Raw genomic sequence first — 20626 nt, 5'->3', positions numbered from 1 at the left:
TTCGGCCCGTTTTCGGCTTGCGGAAGAAATTAAAGCCGAATAGCGTGATCAAAGCAAGTGTGATCACAAATCAAATCATAGGCAACCGAAGATCGCTTTCGGCCAGAGGGATTGATGAGCGACACGACGGAACGGCAGGAGGAGATCCGCACGCCGGTTCTGACGGCCAGGAACGTCGTCAGACGCTTCGGCGGCCTTGTCGCGGTCAACAATGTCTCGTTCGACGTCCAGCCAGGCGAAATACTTGGCCTTATCGGTCCGAACGGCGCCGGCAAGACCACGATGTTCGACCTGCTGGCCGGCAGCATCCTGCCGACCAGCGGCGAAATCCTTCTCAACGGCGTATCGGTGTCGGGGGAAGCTGCCCATCGCCGCATCGGCCGCGGCCTTGGCCGCACGTTCCAGATCCCCCGGCCCTTGCCCAATCTGACACTGATCGAAAACGTCATGCTGGCCGCGCAGGGGCAGGCCGGAGAAAGACTGCTCGCCAATTTCCTGACGCCGCGGCGGGTCGCCACCGAAGAGCGGGCGGCCGAGACGAGAGCCATCGAATTGCTTGAGCTCGTCACGCTCGCCCGCCTGGCGCACGAGCCGGCGCGCGTGCTTTCGGGCGGCCAGCGCAAGCTGCTCGAGCTGGCCCGCGTCATGATGGCCGATCCGGCAATCATCCTGCTCGACGAACCTGCGGCCGGCGTCAATGCGACGCTTCTTGAAGTCATCATCGACCGCATCCGCGATATCAACAGAAGCGGCATCACCTTCCTGCTGATCGAGCACAATATCGACATGGTGACGCGGCTCTGCCACCGGGTGCTGGTCATGGCAAGCGGCCAGCTGCTGTGCGAGGGCACTCCGGACGAGGTTGCGCGCGACCCGCGCGTCATCGAGGCCTATCTCGGAGGCGCTGCATGAGCCAAACGGTACTCGACGTCCGCGGTCTCGAAGCCGGCTATGAGCCCGGCGTGCCGATCGTGCGCGGCGCTTCGATCACCGTCGACCAGGGCGAGATCGTCGTCGTCCTCGGTCCCAACGGCGCCGGCAAGTCGAGCCTTATCAAGGCCATCGCCGGCCTTGTCCCGATCACCGGCGGCACCGTGCTGCTGGACGGCAAGGACATCACGGCGGCGCCCGCCCACACCATGGTCCGCCTTGGCCTTGCGTTCGTGCCGCAGACCGAAAACATCTTCCCGCTGATGTCGGTCGAGGACAATTTGAAGGTCGCCTGCGGCATCCTGAGGCCGCGCGAGATCCCTGCCCGCATCGAGGAAATGTATGCGGCCTTTCGCGATCTCGCCCGTCAGCGCAGAACGGCCGCGGGCAATCTCTCGGGCGGACAGCGGCAGATGCTGGCCGTCGCCCGGGCGTTGATCGTCCATCCCACGGTGCTGGTGCTCGACGAACCGTCGGCCGGCCTGTCACCGAAATTCGTGGCGATGGTGTTCGAGATGCTGGCCGGTATCCGCAAATCCGGCGTCACCATTCTGCTGGTCGAACAGAACGCCAAGGCAGCGCTTGCGATCGGCGATCGCGCCTACGTGCTGGTCGAGGGCAAGGACCGGCACCAGGGCATCGCCTCCGAGCTCTGGAACGATCCTGTCGTCGCCGAGCTCTATCTTGGCCAGCGCCGCCCCGACCTTGGAAAAGGAGGCGCGGCATGAACCTGCAATTCGTCGCCGACGGGCTGCTGGCAGGCTCGATGATCGGCCTCGGCGCCATCGGCGTGACGCTCACCTATTCAATCCTGCGCTTCTCGAACTTCGCCCATGGCGACTTCATGGCCTGGGGCGCCTATGCGACGCTCGCCGTGGTTGGCGCTATCGGCGCGATGTTCGGCAAGATCGCGCCGATCGCACCCCTCTCCTTCGGCTGGCCGCTGATCGTCGCGCTCATCATCGGCATGGCGGCCACCGGCCTGCTGGCGCTGGCGCTCGACATGGTGCTGTTCGCGCGGCTGCGCGCCAAGGGCCAGGCGATCATCGTGGTGATGGCGAGCTTCGGCGCCTCGATGGCGCTGAGAAGCCTGCTCGAATTCATCTTCACCTCGCGTCCGACCTATTTCAGCCGGGCGATCCAGATCGCCATGCCGATAGGCTTCGGCATTCGCATCACCCCGGACCAAATCGCGCTGCTGCTGCTGACCGCCGTTCTGGTGCTCGGCGTACATCTTTTGATGACGCGTACCCAGACCGGCCGCTCGATGCAGGCGTTGAGCCAGAACGCGGCACTTGCCCGCATTGTCGGTATCGACGTCGCCAAAGTCGTGCGCGTCACCTGGATCATCGGCGGGGGGCTGGCCTGTGTCGCCGGCGTCATGATCGGCATTCTCATTCAGATCCGCCCGTTCATGGGTTTCGAGATGCTGCTGCCGATGTTCGCGGCCGCCATCCTCGGCGGCATCGGCAGTGTGCCCGGCGCCGTTCTCGGCGGCTTGATCATCGGTTTGGCCGAAGCCGGCGCGGTGCAATTGATCGGCGCCGAATGGCGGGCGGCCATCTCCTTCATCATCCTGATGGCGGTGCTGTTCGTGCGGCCTATCGGCCTTTTCGGAGTGGGGGAACGCTGATGGATCTGCTCGGCTACGGCGCTTTCTTCCTGACCACCGCGCTGATTTTTTCGCTCGTCACGCTCGGGCTCAATTTGCAATGGGGGCTGACCGGGCTTTTCAATGTCGGGGTCGCCGGCTTCGTTGCCATCGGCGCCTACACCTCGGCACTGCTGACCACGCCCGACGATGCCGCGCGACTCGGCGGCTTCGATCTGCCGATCCTTGTCGGCTGGCTCGGCGCCATGCTGGTGGGCGGTGTCGCCGCCGCCATCACCGGCATCGCCACGCTGCGCCTGAGATCGGACTATCTGGCGATCACCACCTTTGGCGTCGCCGTCGTCGTGCAATTGGTGGCTCTCAATGCCCAGACGCTGACCGGCGGCCCGTTCGGCATCGGCTTCATTCCGCGTCCGTTCGGCGGTCTTGCCGAAACCCCATTACTGTTCAACCTGTCGAATCTTGCCGTCGTCTCGGTGGTGACGCTGATCGTCTACCTCGCGCTGGAGCATCTGTCGCGCAGCCCGTGGGGGCGCGTGTTGAAGGCGCTTCGCGAGGATGAGCGGGCCGCGATATCCCTGGGAAAAAGCGCGCGGTTCTACCGGGTCCAGGCCTTTGCCGTCGGCGGCGCCATCATGGGGCTGGCCGGTGCGCTGCAGGCGCATTTCACCGGCTTCATCGCCCCGGACAATTATTTGCCGGCGCTGACTTTCCAGGTCTGGGTGATGCTGATCGTCGGCGGCTCGGGCAGCAATATCGGCGCCGTCATCGGCAGTATCCTGGTCTGGGCGATCTGGGCCGGATCAGGAGCCTTGACGAGTGTGTTGTTCTCGCCCGAACAGCAGGCCCGCGCCGCCTCACTGCAGATCGTCGCCATCGGCGTGATGCTGTGCGTCATCCTTCTGGTCAGGCCGAACGGCCTGTTCGGCGACAGGCCGCGACGCGCAAGCTTCGGCAAGGGCGCGAAAGCGGCTCCGGACGAGAGCGCTGCACGGTCATGAGCAACGTTGCCATGCCACGCGGCCTGTCGCTATGGCATGCGGTCGGCCGCAACCGCCGCGACCGGCCCGCTCTCGAAGGTGCACTCGATGTCGATCTGGCGATTGTCGGCGGCGGATTTTCGGGCCTTTCAACCGCGCTGCACACCGCCGAAAAAGGCATCTCGGTTGCCGTCCTCGAGGCGGAAATCATCGCCTGGGGGGCAACCGGCAGGAACGCCGGCTTCGTCGTGCCGAATTTCGCGAAAAGAGACCCCGACGATATCATTGCCCAGCTTGGGCCGGAACGCGGCGAACGCCTTGTCGGGTTCGCCACCGGCAGCGCCGACCTCGTCTTTGCCCTGATCAAGCGGCATGCCATCGAATGCGATGCCGTCCAGAGCGGCTGGATACAACCAGCCCATTCACCGGCCGCTTTGCAAAAGACCAGATCGCGCGCCGAACAATGGGCACAACGCGGAAGACAGACTGTCGCGCTGGACAGACAGGCGGTCGAAGAGCTGACCGGCGTTCGCGGTTATCTCGGTGGCTGGATGGACAGGTCGGGTGGCGTCCTCAATCCGGTCGAATATGCGCGCGGGCTGGCCGACGCGGCGGAAAAGGCCGGTGCGCGCATCTTCGAACATACGCGGGTTAAATCGATCGAGCGGACAGGGGGTGGCTGGACTCTGAAGACGGCCGCCGGTTCGGTGCGTGCCGAAAAAGTGCTGGTCGCCACCAACGCCTATGGCGGGGCGCTGGATCGCGCGCTGCAGCGAACCTATTTCCCGCTGAAAATCTTCCAGATCGCGACGGCGCCGCTGCCGCGCGAATACCGCACCCGCCTGCTTCCAGGAGGGCAAGGCGTCGGCGACACAAGGCGATATCTCTTCACCTTCCGCTTCGATGGCGAAAACAGGCTGATAACCGGCGGCATGCATGTTTTTGGCCCCGGTGCCGACACGCGGGTGCCGCGGGCGATCTGGCGACGGCTTGCCAGGCATCTCGATCTCCCGGGAATGCCGCCGATCGACTACAGCTGGTCGGGGATGGCTGCGGTCGAGCCCGACTTCCTGCCGCACCTCGTCGATCTCGGCCCCGGCCTGGTTGCGGGCTTTGCCTGCAATGGGCGCGGCATCGCCATGACGACTGCCATGGGCGAGGTGCTTGCCGACTGGGCTGATGGAACAAAGCCTCAGGATTTGCCGCTGCCGTTTGCGCCGCCGTCGCCGATCCCGTTCCATAGCCTGGTGCGGCATGCACCAAACATGGTGCTCCCCTGGAGCATGCTGCGCGACCGGCTGGATGGCTGATCGACGTGCGTCTCCGGCCGCCGTCCTGATACCCGAACTGCTAGACTCGCCCACATCATGTTGTTAACGACAGCGGATGAAGCAGAACTATCTTTATCTCATCATCGGCGCTTTGGTCGTCGCCGTCATTGCCTTGGGCATTTACGTTTATCGCGAGGAGACTAAGCCGAAAGGCGTGGAACTTCGTATCGACGATTCCGGCATTTCGGTTCAGGAAAAATAGACCAGGTATTCGTGTTGCCCGACTTTACGCTAGACGTCGGCTTGCACCGTTTCAGCCAAGCTCCAACGTCGTTATCGCAAAAACCCCGGACTGCATGAGCTGCGGCGCCCTTCCCTTGTACATCCGAGCTGTCTCGAAGCCGGGTTGAAGGCCGGCGGACGACAGCAAATCTGCAAATTGCCCGCTGGTCTCGGGCACGTCGAGATGGACGTTTCCGGGACCGGACATGTGCGCGAGTGCGGCGAAGAGACGGCTCGCTGCATCCAGGCTGTCGGCAAAGAGCGGGCCGATCTTGCAGCCGTCCCGGCATTGGCGCGCGACGCCATATCCTGCAATGGCGCCGTGCTTGACGATCGCATGGGCCATATGCGGCGGGCGCAGCCATTGCTCCAGGAAGGATCGCCTCGGGCCGGGAAAGAAGCGGCGGTCATAGTCCAGTATGTCCGGCACGAGTTCCGGCCCTACGGCGCGAATGTCGCTGCCGGCGGCTGCCGGGGCATTCGACGACCCCATGAGCCGTATCGTCCGGTAGGCCGGCGCAAAACCCATGCTGCGGTAGTTGGCCTGTTGTTCGACGACGCCGTCGAGGCCGATCGTGCGGTTGTCGAGCCGCGCCATGCCGGCATCCCAAACGGCCTTACCATGGCCTTGGCCACGCCTGTCCGGCCGGCAGATATACAGGCCGATGAAGCCGAATTCCTCGCCATAGGCAACGGCTGAAATGCCGGCCGCCATCTCGCCGTCGACAAAGGCGCCGATGAAGCCCTGCGGGTCGGCTGCCTGGAACAGCGCGGCGTCGCTGAGGCCGGGGTTCCAGCCTTCCGCCGCCGCCCAATCGACAAGGGTTTGCACTTCTTCACGTGCGAGCGTTCGGATCGTTCGGGGCATTGCGATCACTCGGCGGCATCAGGCGCGAAGGACTTCAACGCACCATGATAGGGCTTTGCCAATGGGCTTGCATAGGCGCCGCGCTTAGATGTCGTCAGGCCAAGCGTTATCAAGGCCTCGGCCTGCTTGACTGCGGCGCCGACGCCGTCGATGACCGGAAGCCCGAATTCCCGCTGCAGCGCGGCCGCCAAGTCGGCCATGCCGGCACAGCCGAGCACGATCGCTTCGGCGCGATCCTCGTCGATGGCGCGCGCAATCTCGTTGCGCAGCTTCAGGAGCGCATCGGATGCCGGATCTTCGAGGGCAAGAACCGGGATATCGGCAGCGCGCACGCGCGCGCGCCCCGCCATGCCATAGCGCTGCACCAACCCTTCGACCGGCACGTGCGAGCGTCCGGTGGTGGTGACGACGGTGAAGCGCTGGGCGATGAACGAGGCCGTGCTGAGCGCTGCCTCGCAAATGCCGATGACCGGAATGTTGGCCATGGCGCGTGCGGCGTCGAGGCCGGTGTCGTCGAAACAGGCGATGATCGCAGCCTGCGCGCCTGAGCGCTCGCCGGCAGCGATCTCGACCAGCAGGCCGGGTACGGCAAGCGCTTCATCGTAATAGCCTTCGATCGAAACCGGGCCCATCGTCGAGGTGACGGCAACGATCTTCGTCGATTGACCAGCGACCGATCGGGCCGCCGCCGCAATAGTCTCGGTCATGCTGGCGGTGGTGTTTGGATTGACGACGAGGATCTGCACTGTCAGGCACGCTCCCGGCGGCGGCCGACATAGACGATTGCGCCGAGCGTCAGCAGGATCACCAGAAAGGAAAACACGGTCGTCACTGTACCGAGCGCATAGAGCACCGGCGTCGTCACATTCGTCGTCATGCCGTAGATTTCGAGCGGCAGCGTGTTGAAGGTCCCCGAGGTCATCAGCGTGCGGGCGAACTCGTCATATGACAGAGTGAAGCCGAACAGGCCGACACCGATCAGGCTGGGCGCGATCATCGGCAGAACGACATGGGCGAAGGTCTGCCACGACGATGCTCCGAGATCCCGCGCGGCTTCCTCATAGGCCGGCGAGAACCGGTTGAAGACCGCGAACATGATCAGCACGCCGAAAGGCAAGGTCCAGGTCAGATGGGCGCCGAAAGCAGACGTGTACCAGGCGGGGGGGAAGCCGACCTGCTGAAAGACGACGCCGATGCCGAGGCTGATAATGATCGACGGCACGACGAGGCTGGCGACGGCCAGATAGAACAAGGCAGTTGCGCCGCGAAATTTCTGCCGGAAGGCAAGGCCGGCAAGCAGCGACACGACGACCGTGACGATCATCACCATCAGGCCAAGGACGAGCGAGCGTTTGAAACTGCCGCCGAAATCGCCGACCGCCTGGCGCTCGAACAGATTGGCGAACCAGTGCAGCGAAACGCCGTTCAACGGAAACGTCAGACCGCCATTCTCGCCCTGGAAGGACAGGATAAGGATCGCCGAAAGCGGGCCGTATAGGAATAGCACGAAAAGCGCGAAGAAGGCCGCCAGCACGTAGAATTCGAAGGTGCGCTTGTCGTGGCTCATCGCCTCACAGCTCCTTGCGAATATCGACGATGCGCAGGATGCCCGCGACCATCAACAGCACCAGCACCAGCAGCACGACGGCGTTGGCGGCGGCTGCCGGATATTGCAGCAGCGACATCTGGTTTTTCATCATCAGCGCGACAGAGGCGCTCTGGCCGCCGGACATCACCTGCACCGTCGAAAAGTCGGCCATCACCAGGGTGACGACGAAGATGGTGCCGATCGCCATGCCGGGCTTGGCAAGCGGGATGACGACGTTCCACAGAACCTGCCAGCCGGAAGCGCCGGCGTCGCGCGCGGCCTCGATCAGCGATTTGTCGATGCGCATCAGCGTGTTGAAGATCGGCGTCACCATGAACAGCGTATAGAGATGCACCATGGCCAGCACCACGGCGAATTCGGAATAGAGCAACCATTCGATCGGCTTCGGGATCAGCCCCATCTGCACCAGCGTCGAGTTGACCAGGCCATTGCGGCCAAGCACTGGAATCCACGAGATCATGCGGATGATGTTGGAGGTCAGGAACGGCACGGTGCAGACGAGGAACAGCACCATCTGCATGGCTGTGGTTCTGATGTGGAAGGCGAGGAAATAGGCGACCCAGAAACCGATGAACAGCGTCAGCGCCCAAACGATGGCGGCGTATTTCAGCGTGTTCAGATAGGTTTTCCAGGTGACCCAGGAGCCGAGCGAGTCGGCATAGTTGGTGGTCAGGAAATCCGGATACATCGCCGCGAAATCGTAGTCCCAGAATGAGACCACGGCGATCATCAGGATCGGCAACAGGAGGAACGCGCCGAGGATCAGCGCCAGCGGTGCCGCCTGGAGATAGGGTGCGACGCCGGCAAAGGAGCGCCTAGGTCTGGCCGGCTTCGCAGACGTAACGTGCGTGGATTGTTCGAGCGCTACTGCCATCTATCTCTCGGTCCAAGTCGGCGATGCGACTGAGGGGTGTTCCCTTCTCCCCGTGTGGGAGAAGGTGGCCGAGCGAAGCTCGGTCGGATGAGGGGTGTTCCAGCTTGGCACCAACAGTGCTCCGTCCAGCACCCCTCAACCGTCTTGGCGCTGCGCGCCAATCCACCTTCTCCCACAAGGGGAGAAGGCAGAGGGCATCAAGCAGCGATGAACTCGTTCCAGCGCTTTACCATATAGCGGTCCTCGTCCATGACCGAGTTCCAGCAGGCGACCTTGCCCATGCGCTCTTCGAACGAGCCGCCGTCACGCACGGCGCCTGCCTTTTCCATGACCTTGCCGTCCGGCGACAGGATATCGCCCTTTGCTGGCTTACCTTCGATCCAGTAGCCCCATTCGTCCTCGGACATGAACTTCTTGGCCGACACCATGTTGGCCGAGTAGTAGCCCTGGCGATTGAGGTAGCCGCCCACCCAACCGGACGTGTACCAGTTGATGTATTCATAGGCGGCATCGAGTTCGGCGCCGGAGAGATGGGCTGCCAGGCCAAGCCCGCCACCCCAGGACCGGTAGCCTTCCTTGAGCGGCTGGAACCGGCACGCGATGCCCTTGGAGCGGACCGCGGCCACGGCCGGCGACCACATCGACTGGATCACCACTTCGCCTGAAGCCATCAGGTTGACGCTTTCGTCGAAGGACTTCCAGAAGGCACGGAACTGGCCGTCCTGCTTGGCCTTGATGAGGAAATCGATCGTCTTGTCGATCTCCTCCTTGGTCATGTTGCCCTTGTCGGCATATTTGATATTGCCAGTGGCTTCCATGATCATCGCCGCATCCATGATGCCGATCGACGGGATGTTGAGGATGGCTGTCTTGCCCTTGAAGGCCGGATCCATGATGTCGGCCCAGGTGGTGATGTCACGGCCGACGAGGTCGGGGCGGATGCCGAGCGTATCGGCATTGTAGATCGTCGGCACCATGGTGAACCAATTGGTCGGCGCCTTGGCGAATACCTTGCTGTCCTGCGCCTCGACGTAACCGACCGTGTGCGGCGCGGTGCCCTGGGCGATGACGCTGTCCGGCGTCAGCTTGCCGGTTTTGAACAGCGGCACGAGCTCGTCGTAGTATTTCAGCTTGGTGACATCCATCGGCTGCAGGACGCCTGTCGGAAACACCTTCTTGCAGATCCAGTATTCGATATCGGCGATGTCGTAGCTGTCGGGTTGCGTTACCGCGCGCTGGGCGGCGGCATCGGAATCGGTTGCCGTCATCTCCAGCGTGATGCCGAGATCCGCCTTGCACTTGTCGGCGATGGCATTGAGGTTGGACACGCCGGTGCCGAACTGGCGCAACGTGATGTTCGATTGCGCCCAGATGGTCGGAAAGCCTGATATGGCGCCGGAACCGGCGGCAAAACCGACGGCGGCGGCGCCTGTCTTGAGCAGCGAGCGACGCGATATTCCAGTCTTCTTGTCTGTGGTGTTGGTCATGTTCAGTTCCCCTGTTTTGGTTGGTTATGCTGGATTTCAGGAATCGAGACGGCCAAGGACGATCGCGTCCTCGGCGTCCCAGGCGATCGGCACTGCGTCGCCGACGGCAACCGGGCTGGCGAAGAAGCTGGTGTCGTCGACGATCACCGTGAAATCCTCGATGCCCGCGCCATTGACCGAGAGCTTCACGGTCGAACCGCGGTACTCGACGTTTGAAACGATGCCGGTGAAGCCGAGCCCCGCCGCCGGCGGCTCGCCGATCCGCACGTGGTCGGTGCGAATGGCGATGTCGATGGGCTCCCCGGTCGCCCTGCCCTGCCCGCTGGCGGCGAGCGTGACACCGCCGGGCACATCGAAAACAACCATGCCGTCACGACTACCGGTGACGCGGCCGGAGATGACATTGTGGTCGCCCATGAAACGAGCGACGAAGGCCGTGGCCGGCCGCTCGAACACCGTGCGAGGGTGCGCCGCCTGCTCGATACGGCCGTCGTTCATGACCACGATCAGGTCGGCCAGCGCCATCGCCTCTTCCTGGCTGTGGGTGACGTGGACGAAAGTGATGCCGAGCGACGTCTGCAGCTTCTTCAGTTCGGCCCGCATGCGGATCTTCAGGAACGGATCGAGCGCCGAAAGCGGTTCGTCGAGCAACAGCGCCTCGGGATCGGTGATCAGTGCGCGCGCAAGAGCAACGCGCTGCTGCTGGCCGCCCGAAAGCTGCGCCGGACGGCGGCTGGCATATGCCTCCATCTGCATCAGCTTCAGCATGTCGAGTGCCTTGGCGCGGCGCTCCTCCTTGCCGACGCCTTTCATCTTCAGGCTGAACGCGACATTGTCGATCAGGTCGAGATGCGGAAACAGCGCGTAGGATTGGAACATCATGGCAGTGCCGCGCCTGGCCGGCGGCAGGTCGGTGACCACTGTGTTGCCGAGCCGCACATCGCCGCTCGATATGCTCTCGTGCCCGGCGATCATGCGCAGCGTCGAGGTCTTGCCACAGCCGGACGGACCGAGCAGGCAGCAATAGGTTCCCGCAGGGATTTTCAGGCTGATGCCTTCGACGGCAGTCGTCGCGCCATAGACTTTCGAAACGGACACAATGTCGATTTCGGCGGCTTTGGACATCCAGCTTCCCCTTTGGTCGGATTAGCCAAAGCATCATGCGTGCCAGTTCCGCGCCGCCGCACCAACCGACTGAATCCTCGAAGAAATCAGGGCTGCATCGACATGGCTGCCGATATGGCATCCTTGTGCAATGCACAAATTATAGGCGATCGCCGCCGATCCTCGCAAAAATCGCATGCAATCTTTTTCATCCCTGTATTCACTTTGTCTCTCGTCCAAGCGATGCGATTCAGGGTAGAAGTACGCAGGATCCCCGCCATGAACATTGCCGACCAGACTTTCCCTGCTATCGAGGCCGCCAACGAGGATCGCGCGCAGGCGATCCGCGACCAGTTGCGCGACGCGATCGTCGATCGCCGGCTGGCGCCCGGAACCAAGCTTTCCGAAGGCGAAGTCGGCACGCTGTTCGATGTCAGCCGCACCGTGGCGCGCGCCGCACTGCAGATGCTTTCCTTCGAGGGATTGGTGCGCACCGAGCGCAATCGCGGCGCCTTCGTCGCCAATCCGTCGCCGGAGGAAGCGCGGCAGGTCTTTGCTTCGCGCCGGCTGATCGAACCCGGCATCGCGATTGCCGCCGCCGGGCGGATGACGCCGGCGCATGTCGCCGCGTTCAAGGCCCAGCTCGACGAAGAAGGCCGTTTCATCGCCGAACGCGGACCGAACGCAAGGCGATCGGAGATCAAGGCGTCGGGGGATTTTCACCTGCTGCTGGCGTCGGTCGCGGGAAACGTCATCCTGCAGCGCTTCATGGAGGAATTGGTCGCTCGTTCATCTCTGGTGATCGCGCTCTATGGCCGCTCGGGTATCTCGAGCTGCGGCCACAACGAGCACACGCAGATCCTCGAGGCGCTGGAAAATGGCAATGCCGAACGCGCCAGCGCGCTGATGCTGCACCACATCGACCATATCGAGGCCGACCTCGATTTGCGCGTCAGGAGCGGCCCGGCACTCAGGCAGGCGCTCGAGTTCTGAGATCGCGTCAACGCACGATCCTCACGCACATCGGCGTGCCAATGCCGATGGATCGGCCGGTGTCGGTCAGCCGGCCGGTTGCGGCATCACGGGCGAAAATCGAGATGCGGTCGGCATTCTGGTTGGCCGAGAACAGATGGCCGCCCGAGGGCGTCAGTGCCAGATTGCGCGGCGTGGCACCGCCGCAAGGCGTATAGTCGACAAGGGCAAGCCTGCCGGTTTGCTGGTCGATCGAAAACACGGCGATGCTGTCATGGCCGCGATTGGAGCCGTAGAGAAAGCGGCCGTCGGGCGAGATCTGGATGTCGGCACAGTGATTGCCGTCGCGTGCCTCGGCCGGCACGGCCGGCTTGCTGTCGACCACTGTAAGCTTGCCTGATGCTTCGTCCAGCGCCAGCGAGACGACCGTCGAATCCAGTTCGTTCATGACGAACACGAAGCGGCCGCCCGGATGCAGCGCGAGATGGCGCGGACCTGCGCCGGGCGCAAGCGCCGACTCGGCCAGTTTGGTCAGGCTGCCGTCTGAGCCGATGCGGTAGGACACCAGCCGGTCGATGCCGAGGTCGGCGACGATCGCAACACCGCCGGCAATCGTCTCGGTTACGCTATGGGCATGCGGCCGCTCCTGGCGTGCGAGGTCTGGTCCGGTCCCGCTATGGGCGACGCTCGACAATGGCGCGGTCAGGCCGCCATCGTCGCGCAGCCCGAAGACCACGACCGAGCGATCGGGGCCACCCTCGCCCATGCCGTAATTGGCGACCAATAGCTTCGTCCGGTCGCGCGTGATGGTGTTGTGCGCCGTTATGCTGCCCAGCGTCGGCTGCTTATTGATGTAGGACAGCGTGGCGGCCTGCCTGTCGAAACGGTAGGCCGAGACCACGCCTTCGCGCCAGGTGAACACTTCGGAATTGGCGTAGATGTAGGAGCCATCCGGCGTCACCGACAGGAAGGTCGGATTGTCGATGCCTCCCGTCTCGGCCAGTTTCTTCGTCTCCAGCGCCCCCTCGTCGAAACTATAGACGCCCAGCCCGACGCCGCGCGCGCCCTGAAAATATGGGGCGTCGCGATTGAGGCTGCCGACGAAAACCAGACAGGCATTCTGCATCATTTCCTCCTGTTCCGCCGGCGTTGGCCGCCGCGGATCGCAGCAAAATTTCGCCGAGACTCGCTTGCAACACAACCCCATATGTGAAAATACTATTCACAAAAGAAGATTGACGGGAGGATCGATCATGCATTTCGCTGGTCTGCGGCGCGCCCTGATGGACGATTCCCGCTGCCCGGGAAAGTCGTCATGAGCGGTTTCGCGCCAACCGTGGGCGTGGCATCGACACACCCCGCCAACATGCCGAAGGAACACGCCGACCTTCCCGTCTGGAACGCGGAGAACTGGTTCTACGAAGACTGGCCGGTCGGCCAGAAGATCCGTTCGCTGCGCCGGACCATTGCCGAGGGCGACAGCCATCTCTTCAATACGCTGGTGCTCGACATCCATCCATACGTGCAGGACCAGATGTTCGCCGAAACGGAAGGCATCTTCGGCAAGCGGCTGGTCGCCGGCGCCTTCGTGTTCTCGGCCGGGCTCGGGCTCGTCGCCACCAATTGCATCAACGCCTTTTCGTATGGCTACGACAAATTGCGCTTCATCAAGCCGGTGTTCATCGGCGACACGATTTATTCGATCCGCTCCAACCTCGACAAGAAGCCGAAATACAAGGAAATGGGGCTGATCCGCGCCAGCTATGAAGTCTTCAAGGGCGAAGGCGAGCTCGTGCTTTATTGCGAGCACCTGCAGACGGTGAAGTACCGCAATCCGGCCGATTTCGCCGGCAAGACGGAGAGATAGGCAATGGCGGCCATTGCCGAACTGCCGCTGACCGGGCTCATCGTCGTCGATATGAGCCAGTTCCTGTCCGGGCCTTACTGTTCACTTAGACTGCTCGACCTCGGCGCCCGCGTCATCAAGATAGAACGGCCGGATGGCGGCGACCTGTCGCGCCGGCTTTATCTCAGCGACACCGAGATCGGTGGCGATTCCACCATTTTTCATGCCATCAACCGCGCCAAGGAAAGCCTTGCCATCGACTTGAAGGACGAGGCCGATCTTGCGGCGCTGCGCGGCCTGCTGGCCAAGGCCGACGTGCTGATCCAGAATTTCAGGCCCGGCGTCATCGAACGCCTGGGCTTCGATTACGAGGCGGTGCGCAAGATTAATCCGCGCCTGGTCTATGCCTCGATCAGCGGCTATGGCGAGGAAGGCCCCTGGGTCAAGCGGCCCGGTCAGGATCTGCTGGCGCAGGCCCGCTCCGGCGTGATGTGGCTGAACGGCGACGAGGACCAGGGGCCGGTGCCCTTCGGGCTGGCCATTGCCGACATGCTGGCCGGCTCCGCCGCCGCGCAAGGCATCCTTGCCGCACTGGTGCGGCGCGGCGTGACCGGCAAGGGCAGCCATGTCGAGACCAGCCTGCTCGAAGCACTGGTCGACTTCCAGTTCGAGGTGCTGACGACGCATCTCAATGACGGACGCCGGCTGCCGCGGCGGTCATCTTTCCGCAGCGCCCATGCCTATCTGTCGGCGCCCTACGGCGTCTATCCGGCCAAGGACGGTTATCTGGCGATCGCCATGACGCCGATATCGAAGCTGGCCGATCTTCTGGGCCTCGAAGAGCTTGCGCCCTACCGCGATCAGCCGTCGACCTGGTTCACCGCCCGCGACGAGATCAAGGCGATCATCGCGCAAAAAATCGCGACCAGGACGGTGGATGAGTGGCTCGGCATCCTCGAGCCCGCCGACATCTGGTGCGCCAAGGTTTTGACCTGGCCGGAAATGATGGCCAGCGAAGGCTTCCAGGTTCTCGACATGCTGCAGACGGTGACGCGCGAGGATGACGTTTCGATCCTCACCACGCGCTCGCCGCTCAGGGTCGACGGCATCCGCGCCAAGGTCGAGCGGGCCGCGCCACGCATCGGCGAGCACAGCGCAAAAATCCGCGAGGAGTTCGGGCTGTGAGCGACGTGACGCTCAAAGGCATGACCTGGAGCCATCCGCGCGGCTATGATCCGATGGTCGCCTGTTCGGCGCTGTGGACGGAACGCACCGGCGTCGCCATCGAATGGGACAAGCGCTCGCTGCAGGATTTCGAATCCTTCCCGGTCGAGGAATTGGCCAGTGCCTACGACCTGATCGTCATCGACCATCCGCATGTCGGCCAGATCACCGCCGAGAATTGTTTGACGCCGCTCGATGTCGCTGGTCGGGAAGGCGAACGTGCAGCACTTGCGGCGGGCAGTGTCGGCCGGTCCTTTCCGAGCTACAACTGGCAAGGCCGGCAGTGGGCGTTTCCGATCGACGCGGCCAGCCAGGTGCAGGCTTGGCGGCCGGACATGCTTTCGGCTGCGCCGGCGAGCTGGGCCGATGCGCTCGATCTGGCCCGGCAAGGCCACGTGCTGTTGCCGCTCAGGCCGCCGCATTCGCTGATGGTGTTCTACACGCTCGCCGGCAATCTCGGCCGGCCCGCCGGTGAAGGCCCAGGCGACCATGTGGACCCGGCAACCGGCAAGCAGGTTTTCGAGATGATGCGCGAGATCGCGGCCCTCGTCGATCCGGCATGCCTTGGCATGGATCCGATCGCGGTTCTGGAGCAAATGGCCGGATCGGGATCACGGATCGCCTGTGCACCGCTGATCTATGGTTATGTCTCCTATGCCATCGCCGGGTTTCGACCCAACCGCCTGGCTTTCGGGGATATCCCGGTCGCGGGCAATGCCGGCCCCAAAGGCTCGGCGCTCGGCGGGACCGGCATTGCGGTGTCAGCTTTTTCGAAGGCCAGGCAGGCGGCCATCGACTTCGCTTCCTGGGTCGCCAGCGGTGACGTGCAGCGCGGCCCTTACGCCTCGGCCGGCGGCCAGCCCGGCCACGCGGCAGCCTGGGAGGATGCCGCCGTCAACGCTGCCACCGGCAATTTCTACAAGGACACCCGAGCCACGCTCGAAGGTGCCTGGGTCAGGCCGCGGCACGACGGCTACATGTCCTTCCAGCAGGCGGCGTCAGATCGCATCAATCTCGGCCTGAGCGAAAGGCACAATGCCGCTCGCGTCGTTGCCGATCTCAATCGCCTGTTTCGGGAAAGCCTTTCGACGCAGGTGTCCGGCGTTGCCGGCGGAGGAGCCTGAAAACAACCGAACGGAGGAGAACATGAACAGCCTGATCCGCGGCCTTATGGCCGCAACCGCACTTGCATCGCTCACGACCATAGCCTGCGCTCAAGACGTTTCGGGCGTGATTGCTGGATTGCCGACCGAACTGAAGGCGCAATATGACGGCGCGCCGCAGAAGATGCTGCCGTCGGCCTGGGACAATTTCATGCCGCCGCCAAAGCCGTGGAAATGGTGCCACTCCGAGTCCTATCAGGGCAATCCGTGGCGCGTCACAGTCACCAAGGAGTTGAAGCGGCTGGTCGACGGGCTGATCGCCGACGGGACGGTGGCAGCGACCCGCTCACTTTGACCGATCTGGAGCGCGCCGGCCGCTTCCTCTACCTCCAGCGCCTGGCCTTCGGCGGCAAGGTCACTGGCCGCAATTTCGGAGTCGACCCGCGCTCCTCGGCGGGCTTCAACCTGACGACCCTTGAGCCGCTCCTGGCCGACGTGCACGACCGGCTTGCGGGCGTCGTGATCGAGCAGCTCGACTGGTCGGCCTTCATCGACCGCTACGACCGGCCGGAGACGCTGTTCTATCTCGATCCGCCCTATTTCGGCAGCGAGAGCGACTATGGCAAAGAGATGTTCGGCCGCGACCAATTCGATGCATTGGCGACGAAGCTGCGAACGTTGAAGGGGCGCTTCATCCTGTCCATCAACGACGTGCCGGAGATCCGCGAGACGTTCGGGGGTTTTGCATTTGACGGCGTCGAGCTGATCTACACGGTCTCGGGCGGCAAGGGACAGCCAGCGCGGGAGCTGATAATCTCTTGATTGCGAGGACCTGAGCTTGTGCGAGCAGTAAGCTGCTCTGAAAGAGGGACTTAAAGAATCAAATTGGAAGGCCTATCCGCACAACCAACGACCCCATATTCACCTGAATTCGTCCATTGGGCAGGTGAACGGGGGGGCATTTGGATCCCTCGGGACGAGCCCGACGCATTCGATGCCATCATTGCGAGCGAAGCCGCAATGCTGCGCAAAGACGCTGCGCAGTGGAGCGCGAGTGCGCACAGCATAGTGGTAGAAGCTGCTGTCCTCGCAAGCGAAGCGATTAACGCCTACGCTGGTGTGTTAAACGGAAAGTATTTCGTAGGCATCAGCGCCGCGGTGATCATATTTTTGTACGGGGAATGCGGCAAAGCTATCGGTCTCACCGAGCGGCCGTTTTCAGCAGAAAACAAGAGAAGATGGTCGATAACAGCACATGCGGCTGTGTCGGTAGCAAGGTTCCACGAGTTTGCTCACATAGTGAATGGGCACCTAGATCTCCGGAGCCACGTCGGGCGCGACGCTCTCTCGGGGCTGGATAACCAAACGCTCGAATATGATGCTGACAGCTATGCCGCGCAGGCGCTTTTTTCCCGAATTGCCGGTGCTGAAGCCGAGGGACGACGAGAGGACGGTAGCCAGATTTGGCGGTGGCCAGAATCCAATCGCTTTGGCAACCAAACCCAGCAAATGAGCATTCTAGGAGCAGCTATATATCATTATTTTGATACGTTCGTGAAGTTCAGGGGTGGGCGGAAACCCGGATGGGAGGGCGATTTTGCCCTCGCAGCGCAACACCCGTACCCTCCTTTGGAAACTCGTCTTCATACAATGTTTGTCACTGTGGCAACGCATCTGCAGGGGTTCGACCTCTCTGACACGGAGAGGCAAATTGCAATCCGGTCGATGACCGATAGTGTGGTCGAAACCGCCACCAACCTTGGGCAGCGGGAAGAGCGGTTCCAAGAATTGGTAGCTCGCCCGATCGGCCCAGCACAGGAGTACAACAAAATGCTCGAAAGAAACTGGAAAGCCAGAATACGGCCAGCTCTACAGCCATTCGCTAGGGGACGCCTAGCAGGTTCGCCATTTGACCCGAACCGGCACAAATAAATTGACATCTCGAACCCCGATCAGCGACCGGGCGTGGAAGCGTGTCCAAGGATGTCTCGTCGCAGAGATTTTCAAGAGCCAGGGCGAGTGAGCCTTTCAACGGTTTCGATGATAGCCTTGGCTAACGCCTCACCCTCATGGATGGGCTCGGGGCCATAAAGCAGAAACACGGCTTCGACGCTCGGCAGCACGCCGGCAGGGCACGTCTCTATACCATACGCCCAGGCGTTCTCGACGTTCTCGTGAGCTTCCATGCCTCGCAAACGCGCGCACGGTGGTTTTGTTGCGCGGGCCGGCCCGGAATCACGGTTTCCGCCTTCGTTTCGATCGGCGGTTCGGTCGGACCGCTGCCGGTACCGGGGCTGGTGCCATGCGTCGCGGTGCTGACCTTGCTGGTGGCGCTGGTGCTGGCGCGCACGCCATACGGCCGCCGTCTCTACGCCCTCGGCAGCAATCCAGGTGCTGCGCCGCTGGCGCTGATCGATCCAGTCCGCATGTGGACGGTCACCTATGCCGCGAGCGCCTTCTTCGCCGCCGCGGCCGGCGTGCTGCTGCTCGGCTTCACCGGCTCTGCCTATGGTGATGTCGGCCAACCCTATCTGTTCCAGACGATTGCGGCAGTGGTGGTCGGCGGCGCCGCCCTTGTCGGCGGCCGCGGCAGCTATTTCGGCACCATTGCCGGCGTGCTGGTGCTAACGGAGATCAACACGCTGCTGATCGGCCTCGGCTTCCGACCCTCGATCGTGCAGGCGGCACTTGGCCTGGTCATCGTGCTCCTGGTTTCGCTCTACGGCCGCGAGCGGCACGTGTCGGCGACGATCTGAGCCGCTTACAACCTCCACAGCCGCTTGGCGTTGCCTGACAGCAGTTTTTGCCGCTCATCGGCGCTGGCACCGCTGAGCAGCGCGTGCGTTGCCGCAATCCAGGTCGCAAGCCCGCCGCCGAGCGTGCAGACCGGCCAGTCGCTGCCCCACACGACGCGGTCCCAGCCGAAGCATTCGATGGTGTGCTCGACGTAGGAACGCAGCGTTTCGACAGTCCAGGATCCGGCATCCGCATACGCGACCACACCAGAAATTTTGCCGACGACGTTCGGGCGCCGCGCGATCTCCGCCATATGCTCGCGCCAGGGGTGCTCGGCACCGCCCTTGATGTCGGGCACGCCGCAATGGTCGAGCACGAACTGCACATCCGGCGCGAGATCGGCGAGTGCGATCGCCTTGGGGATCTGGTGCGGCAGAACGACAAGATCGAAGGTCAGGCCGCTGCCGGCTAGCCGCTTGATGTTTTCACGAAACAGCGCGCCCTCCGACAGCTCATCGGGCATGACGTGCAGCACACGGCGAAAGCCCTTGACGAAAGGATCTGCGCGCTGCGTTTCCAAATAAGCGGCAAAGCCGGGCTCCTCCGGACGGCAGGAGGCAATCGCTCCCCTCAGCAAACTGCCCTTTTGCCGCGAGAGCGCTTTGACATGGCCGGTTTCGGCCTCGATATCGGCTGGATCGACATCGACCTCCATATGGAACGCGCCGTCGATGCCAGCGCGACGGGCCTGGACTGCATATTCGTCGTAGGGGAAATCGCGGTTGAGCGCCGGCACGCCGGCCAGCCATGGATAGCGCAGGGCGGACTGGTCGATCAGGTGCAGATGGGTGTCGAAGATCATGGCGGCGCGCTCCTCCTTCGCGAGTTCGAGATCATCTCACGGAGAAATTCTTCATTCAAATAAGAATTCATCGCGATTGCTTGACAGTCGATCCCGCCAGTTGCGACAGCTTTTCGGTCGCTGCCAGCAACAGCTCTATGGTCCTGGTGATGTCGGGCGCCTTGGGTGCGTTGACCAGGGTAATGTAGGGGATCGACAGTGCGGCGATCGCCTTGCCGTCCGAGCCGAGAACGGGCGTCGACAGGTTGAACACGCCGGCCGTCTGCATCGACGCCATCATCTCGTAGCCGCGTTCACGAATCTGGTCGAGGCGGGCGAAAAACTCTGGCGATTGCGGTGGCTTGTCGGTGCTGCGCAGATGTTCGGAGATCATCATCTGCCGCTCTTCCGACGGGCGGAACGCCAGCAGCACATGGCCGGACCCGGTGTCGAACAGGCTGATGTGCGAGCCGACGCGGATAGAGATGCCCCAGTAATCCGGCGCCTCCTGCTGGGCAATAACCACCGCGGAGCCGCGATCGAAGACGACGAGCTGGTTTGCCTGCTGTGAGGTTTCGGCCAGCTCGCGCATCAGCGGCGTCGCATAGGAAACCAGCCGGCGCACCGGCGCGTGCAGCTGCGCCAGGCCAAACAGCTTGAGCGTCAGCGAATAACGGTCGCCATCAGGACGCGTGACGTAGCCGCGCCGCACCAGCCGATCCAGCATGCGATAGAACTCATTCGGGCTGCGGTCGAGTTTCTTGGCGATTTCCGCCTGCGTCAGGCCGCCGTCGACGCCGGCCAGCAGCTCGAGGATGTCGAGCCCCTTGTCCAGCGCCGGGGCTCGATAGCGGTCGTCTTCCTCGTCCTCTGCCATTGCGCCTCTC

General features: G+C 63.0%; 23 protein-coding genes. 14 read left to right on the top strand and 9 right to left on the bottom strand.

Translation table 11 applies throughout. The features are described 5' to 3' along the window. Nucleotides 1–114: 114 nt before the first annotated feature. From NKH05_RS01280 to NKH05_RS01255, 6 genes are all read left to right on the top strand, one after another. Complete coding sequence (locus tag NKH05_RS01280; RefSeq protein ID WP_352493944.1) at nucleotides 115–912, top strand: ABC transporter ATP-binding protein; 798 nt, start codon at nucleotides 115–117, stop codon at nucleotides 910–912. Then, complete coding sequence (locus NKH05_RS01275; protein ID WP_353024915.1) at nucleotides 909–1658, top strand: ABC transporter ATP-binding protein; 750 nt, start codon at nucleotides 909–911, stop codon at nucleotides 1656–1658. Before NKH05_RS01280 ends, NKH05_RS01275 begins: the two co-directional genes overlap by 4 nt. Next, entirely contained in the window at nucleotides 1655–2563 is a 909-nt protein-coding gene (locus NKH05_RS01270) for a branched-chain amino acid ABC transporter permease (RefSeq protein WP_352482758.1), read from the top strand. Before NKH05_RS01275 ends, NKH05_RS01270 begins: the two co-directional genes overlap by 4 nt. Continuing rightward, the gene (locus NKH05_RS01265; RefSeq protein ID WP_353024989.1) at nucleotides 2560–3543 is read left to right on the top strand and encodes a branched-chain amino acid ABC transporter permease; all 984 of its coding nucleotides are present in this window, start codon (nucleotides 2560–2562) and stop codon (nucleotides 3541–3543) included. Before NKH05_RS01270 ends, NKH05_RS01265 begins: the two co-directional genes overlap by 4 nt. Then, nucleotides 3540–4832, top strand: coding sequence for an NAD(P)/FAD-dependent oxidoreductase (locus NKH05_RS01260; protein ID WP_352963547.1), 1293 nt, complete (start codon nucleotides 3540–3542; stop codon nucleotides 4830–4832). Before NKH05_RS01265 ends, NKH05_RS01260 begins: the two co-directional genes overlap by 4 nt. A 76-nt stretch (nucleotides 4833–4908) precedes the next feature. After that, a complete protein-coding gene (locus tag NKH05_RS01255) occupies nucleotides 4909–5055 on the top strand; it encodes a hypothetical protein (protein WP_023716676.1) in 147 nt (48 codons plus the stop codon). A gap of 51 nt (nucleotides 5056–5106) precedes the next feature. Here NKH05_RS01255 and NKH05_RS01250 read toward each other — a convergent pair whose 3' ends face one another. From NKH05_RS01250 to NKH05_RS01225, 6 genes are all read right to left on the bottom strand, one after another. Beyond that, nucleotides 5107–5943: a GNAT family N-acetyltransferase gene (locus NKH05_RS01250; protein WP_352547470.1), complete on the bottom strand. Its 837-nt coding sequence runs from the start codon at nucleotides 5941–5943 to the stop codon at nucleotides 5107–5109. 5 nt (nucleotides 5944–5948) lie between these two features. After that, nucleotides 5949–6689 (bottom strand): aspartate/glutamate racemase family protein, encoded by a 741-nt coding sequence (locus NKH05_RS01245; RefSeq protein WP_023716674.1) that lies wholly within the window; start codon nucleotides 6687–6689, stop codon nucleotides 5949–5951. 2 nt (nucleotides 6690–6691) lie between these two features. Then, complete coding sequence (locus NKH05_RS01240) at nucleotides 6692–7510, bottom strand: ABC transporter permease (protein WP_352482762.1); 819 nt, start codon at nucleotides 7508–7510, stop codon at nucleotides 6692–6694. Nucleotides 7511–7514: 4 nt separating this feature from the next. Then, nucleotides 7515–8426 carry an ABC transporter permease gene (locus NKH05_RS01235; protein ID WP_352590328.1) on the bottom strand — a complete coding sequence of 304 codons (912 nt, stop codon included), beginning with the start codon at nucleotides 8424–8426 and terminating at the stop codon, nucleotides 7515–7517. Nucleotides 8427–8623: 197 nt separating this feature from the next. Beyond that, on the bottom strand, nucleotides 8624–9913 hold the full coding sequence (locus NKH05_RS01230; RefSeq protein ID WP_023716671.1) for an ABC transporter substrate-binding protein: 1290 nt from the start codon (nucleotides 9911–9913) through the stop codon (nucleotides 8624–8626). A gap of 36 nt (nucleotides 9914–9949) precedes the next feature. After that, the gene (locus tag NKH05_RS01225) at nucleotides 9950–11038 is read right to left on the bottom strand and encodes an ABC transporter ATP-binding protein (RefSeq protein WP_352547462.1); all 1089 of its coding nucleotides are present in this window, start codon (nucleotides 11036–11038) and stop codon (nucleotides 9950–9952) included. A 258-nt stretch (nucleotides 11039–11296) separates the two neighbouring features. On the opposite strand from NKH05_RS01225, the gene NKH05_RS01220 reads away from it, so the two are divergent. Continuing rightward, nucleotides 11297–12010 (top strand): GntR family transcriptional regulator, encoded by a 714-nt coding sequence (locus NKH05_RS01220; RefSeq protein WP_023676076.1) that lies wholly within the window; start codon nucleotides 11297–11299, stop codon nucleotides 12008–12010. A 7-nt stretch (nucleotides 12011–12017) separates the two neighbouring features. Here NKH05_RS01220 and NKH05_RS01215 read toward each other — a convergent pair whose 3' ends face one another. Next, nucleotides 12018–13115 carry a lactonase family protein gene (locus NKH05_RS01215; RefSeq protein WP_352917867.1) on the bottom strand — a complete coding sequence of 366 codons (1098 nt, stop codon included), beginning with the start codon at nucleotides 13113–13115 and terminating at the stop codon, nucleotides 12018–12020. A gap of 189 nt (nucleotides 13116–13304) precedes the next feature. Between NKH05_RS01215 and NKH05_RS01210 the strand changes: the two genes are divergently transcribed. From NKH05_RS01210 to NKH05_RS01180, 7 genes are all read left to right on the top strand, one after another. Further along, on the top strand, nucleotides 13305–13856 hold the full coding sequence (locus tag NKH05_RS01210; protein WP_352590334.1) for a MaoC family dehydratase: 552 nt from the start codon (nucleotides 13305–13307) through the stop codon (nucleotides 13854–13856). 3 nt (nucleotides 13857–13859) lie between these two features. Further along, a complete protein-coding gene (locus tag NKH05_RS01205) occupies nucleotides 13860–15020 on the top strand; it encodes a CaiB/BaiF CoA transferase family protein (RefSeq protein ID WP_352590337.1) in 1161 nt (386 codons plus the stop codon). 20 nt (nucleotides 15021–15040) lie between these two features. Further along, nucleotides 15041–16183 (top strand): extracellular solute-binding protein, encoded by a 1143-nt coding sequence (locus NKH05_RS01200; RefSeq protein WP_353024988.1) that lies wholly within the window; start codon nucleotides 15041–15043, stop codon nucleotides 16181–16183. 22 nt (nucleotides 16184–16205) lie between these two features. Further along, nucleotides 16206–16517 carry a hypothetical protein gene (locus NKH05_RS01195; RefSeq protein WP_352482769.1) on the top strand — a complete coding sequence of 104 codons (312 nt, stop codon included), beginning with the start codon at nucleotides 16206–16208 and terminating at the stop codon, nucleotides 16515–16517. Continuing rightward, entirely contained in the window at nucleotides 16514–16984 is a 471-nt protein-coding gene (locus NKH05_RS01190; protein ID WP_353024908.1) for a DNA adenine methylase, read from the top strand. The genes NKH05_RS01195 and NKH05_RS01190 overlap by 4 nt, the downstream gene beginning before the upstream one ends. Nucleotides 16985–17182: 198 nt before the next feature. Continuing rightward, complete coding sequence (locus tag NKH05_RS01185) at nucleotides 17183–18094, top strand: M48 family metalloprotease (RefSeq protein WP_352482771.1); 912 nt, start codon at nucleotides 17183–17185, stop codon at nucleotides 18092–18094. A gap of 242 nt (nucleotides 18095–18336) precedes the next feature. Continuing rightward, nucleotides 18337–18918 (top strand): ABC transporter permease subunit, encoded by a 582-nt coding sequence (locus NKH05_RS01180; RefSeq protein WP_353024906.1) that lies wholly within the window; start codon nucleotides 18337–18339, stop codon nucleotides 18916–18918. Nucleotides 18919–18923: 5 nt separating this feature from the next. On the opposite strand, the gene NKH05_RS01175 is transcribed toward NKH05_RS01180, so the two are convergent. Together NKH05_RS01175 and NKH05_RS01170 are read right to left on the bottom strand one after the other, a co-directional pair. Beyond that, entirely contained in the window at nucleotides 18924–19760 is an 837-nt protein-coding gene (locus NKH05_RS01175) for an amidohydrolase family protein (RefSeq protein ID WP_352482773.1), read from the bottom strand. A 67-nt stretch (nucleotides 19761–19827) separates the two neighbouring features. After that, nucleotides 19828–20616, bottom strand: a complete 789-nt coding sequence (locus tag NKH05_RS01170) for an IclR family transcriptional regulator (RefSeq protein ID WP_352482774.1) — start codon at nucleotides 20614–20616, stop codon at nucleotides 19828–19830. Between the last annotated feature and the right edge of the window lie 10 nt (nucleotides 20617–20626).

Origin of the sequence: Mesorhizobium sp. M1399, from assembly GCF_040317735.1 — a bacterium.
Taxonomy (GTDB): domain Bacteria; phylum Pseudomonadota; class Alphaproteobacteria; order Rhizobiales; family Rhizobiaceae; genus Mesorhizobium.
The sequence above is the reverse complement of the archived record's forward strand: the minus strand, read 5'-3'. Positions and strand labels throughout refer to the sequence as shown.

What these genes read in the sequence shown, in the direction of transcription:
- NKH05_RS01280 (WP_352493944.1), top strand. Translation starts at nt 115, where the DNA reads ATGAGCGACACGACGGAACGGCAGGAGGAGATCCGCACGCCGGTTCTG.
- NKH05_RS01275 (WP_353024915.1), top strand. Translation starts at nt 909, where the DNA reads ATGAGCCAAACGGTACTCGACGTCCGCGGTCTCGAAGCCGGCTATGAG.
- NKH05_RS01270 (WP_352482758.1), top strand. Translation starts at nt 1,655, where the DNA reads ATGAACCTGCAATTCGTCGCCGACGGGCTGCTGGCAGGCTCGATGATC.
- NKH05_RS01260 (WP_352963547.1), top strand. Translation starts at nt 3,540, where the DNA reads ATGAGCAACGTTGCCATGCCACGCGGCCTGTCGCTATGGCATGCGGTC.
- NKH05_RS01255 (WP_023716676.1), top strand. Translation starts at nt 4,909, where the DNA reads ATGAAGCAGAACTATCTTTATCTCATCATCGGCGCTTTGGTCGTCGCC.
- NKH05_RS01250 (WP_352547470.1), bottom strand. Translation starts at nt 5,943, where the DNA reads ATGCCCCGAACGATCCGAACGCTCGCACGTGAAGAAGTGCAAACCCTT.
- NKH05_RS01240 (WP_352482762.1), bottom strand. Translation starts at nt 7,510, where the DNA reads ATGAGCCACGACAAGCGCACCTTCGAATTCTACGTGCTGGCGGCCTTC.
- NKH05_RS01235 (WP_352590328.1), bottom strand. Translation starts at nt 8,426, where the DNA reads ATGGCAGTAGCGCTCGAACAATCCACGCACGTTACGTCTGCGAAGCCG.
- NKH05_RS01230 (WP_023716671.1), bottom strand. Translation starts at nt 9,913, where the DNA reads ATGACCAACACCACAGACAAGAAGACTGGAATATCGCGTCGCTCGCTG.
- NKH05_RS01225 (WP_352547462.1), bottom strand. Translation starts at nt 11,038, where the DNA reads ATGTCCAAAGCCGCCGAAATCGACATTGTGTCCGTTTCGAAAGTCTAT.
- NKH05_RS01220 (WP_023676076.1), top strand. Translation starts at nt 11,297, where the DNA reads ATGAACATTGCCGACCAGACTTTCCCTGCTATCGAGGCCGCCAACGAG.
- NKH05_RS01215 (WP_352917867.1), bottom strand. Translation starts at nt 13,115, where the DNA reads ATGCAGAATGCCTGTCTGGTTTTCGTCGGCAGCCTCAATCGCGACGCC.
- NKH05_RS01210 (WP_352590334.1), top strand. Translation starts at nt 13,305, where the DNA reads ATGAGCGGTTTCGCGCCAACCGTGGGCGTGGCATCGACACACCCCGCC.
- NKH05_RS01205 (WP_352590337.1), top strand. Translation starts at nt 13,860, where the DNA reads ATGGCGGCCATTGCCGAACTGCCGCTGACCGGGCTCATCGTCGTCGAT.
- NKH05_RS01200 (WP_353024988.1), top strand. Translation starts at nt 15,041, where the DNA reads ATGACCTGGAGCCATCCGCGCGGCTATGATCCGATGGTCGCCTGTTCG.
- NKH05_RS01195 (WP_352482769.1), top strand. Translation starts at nt 16,206, where the DNA reads ATGAACAGCCTGATCCGCGGCCTTATGGCCGCAACCGCACTTGCATCG.
- NKH05_RS01185 (WP_352482771.1), top strand. Translation starts at nt 17,183, where the DNA reads ATGCTGCGCAAAGACGCTGCGCAGTGGAGCGCGAGTGCGCACAGCATA.
- NKH05_RS01175 (WP_352482773.1), bottom strand. Translation starts at nt 19,760, where the DNA reads ATGATCTTCGACACCCATCTGCACCTGATCGACCAGTCCGCCCTGCGC.
- NKH05_RS01170 (WP_352482774.1), bottom strand. Translation starts at nt 20,616, where the DNA reads ATGGCAGAGGACGAGGAAGACGACCGCTATCGAGCCCCGGCGCTGGAC.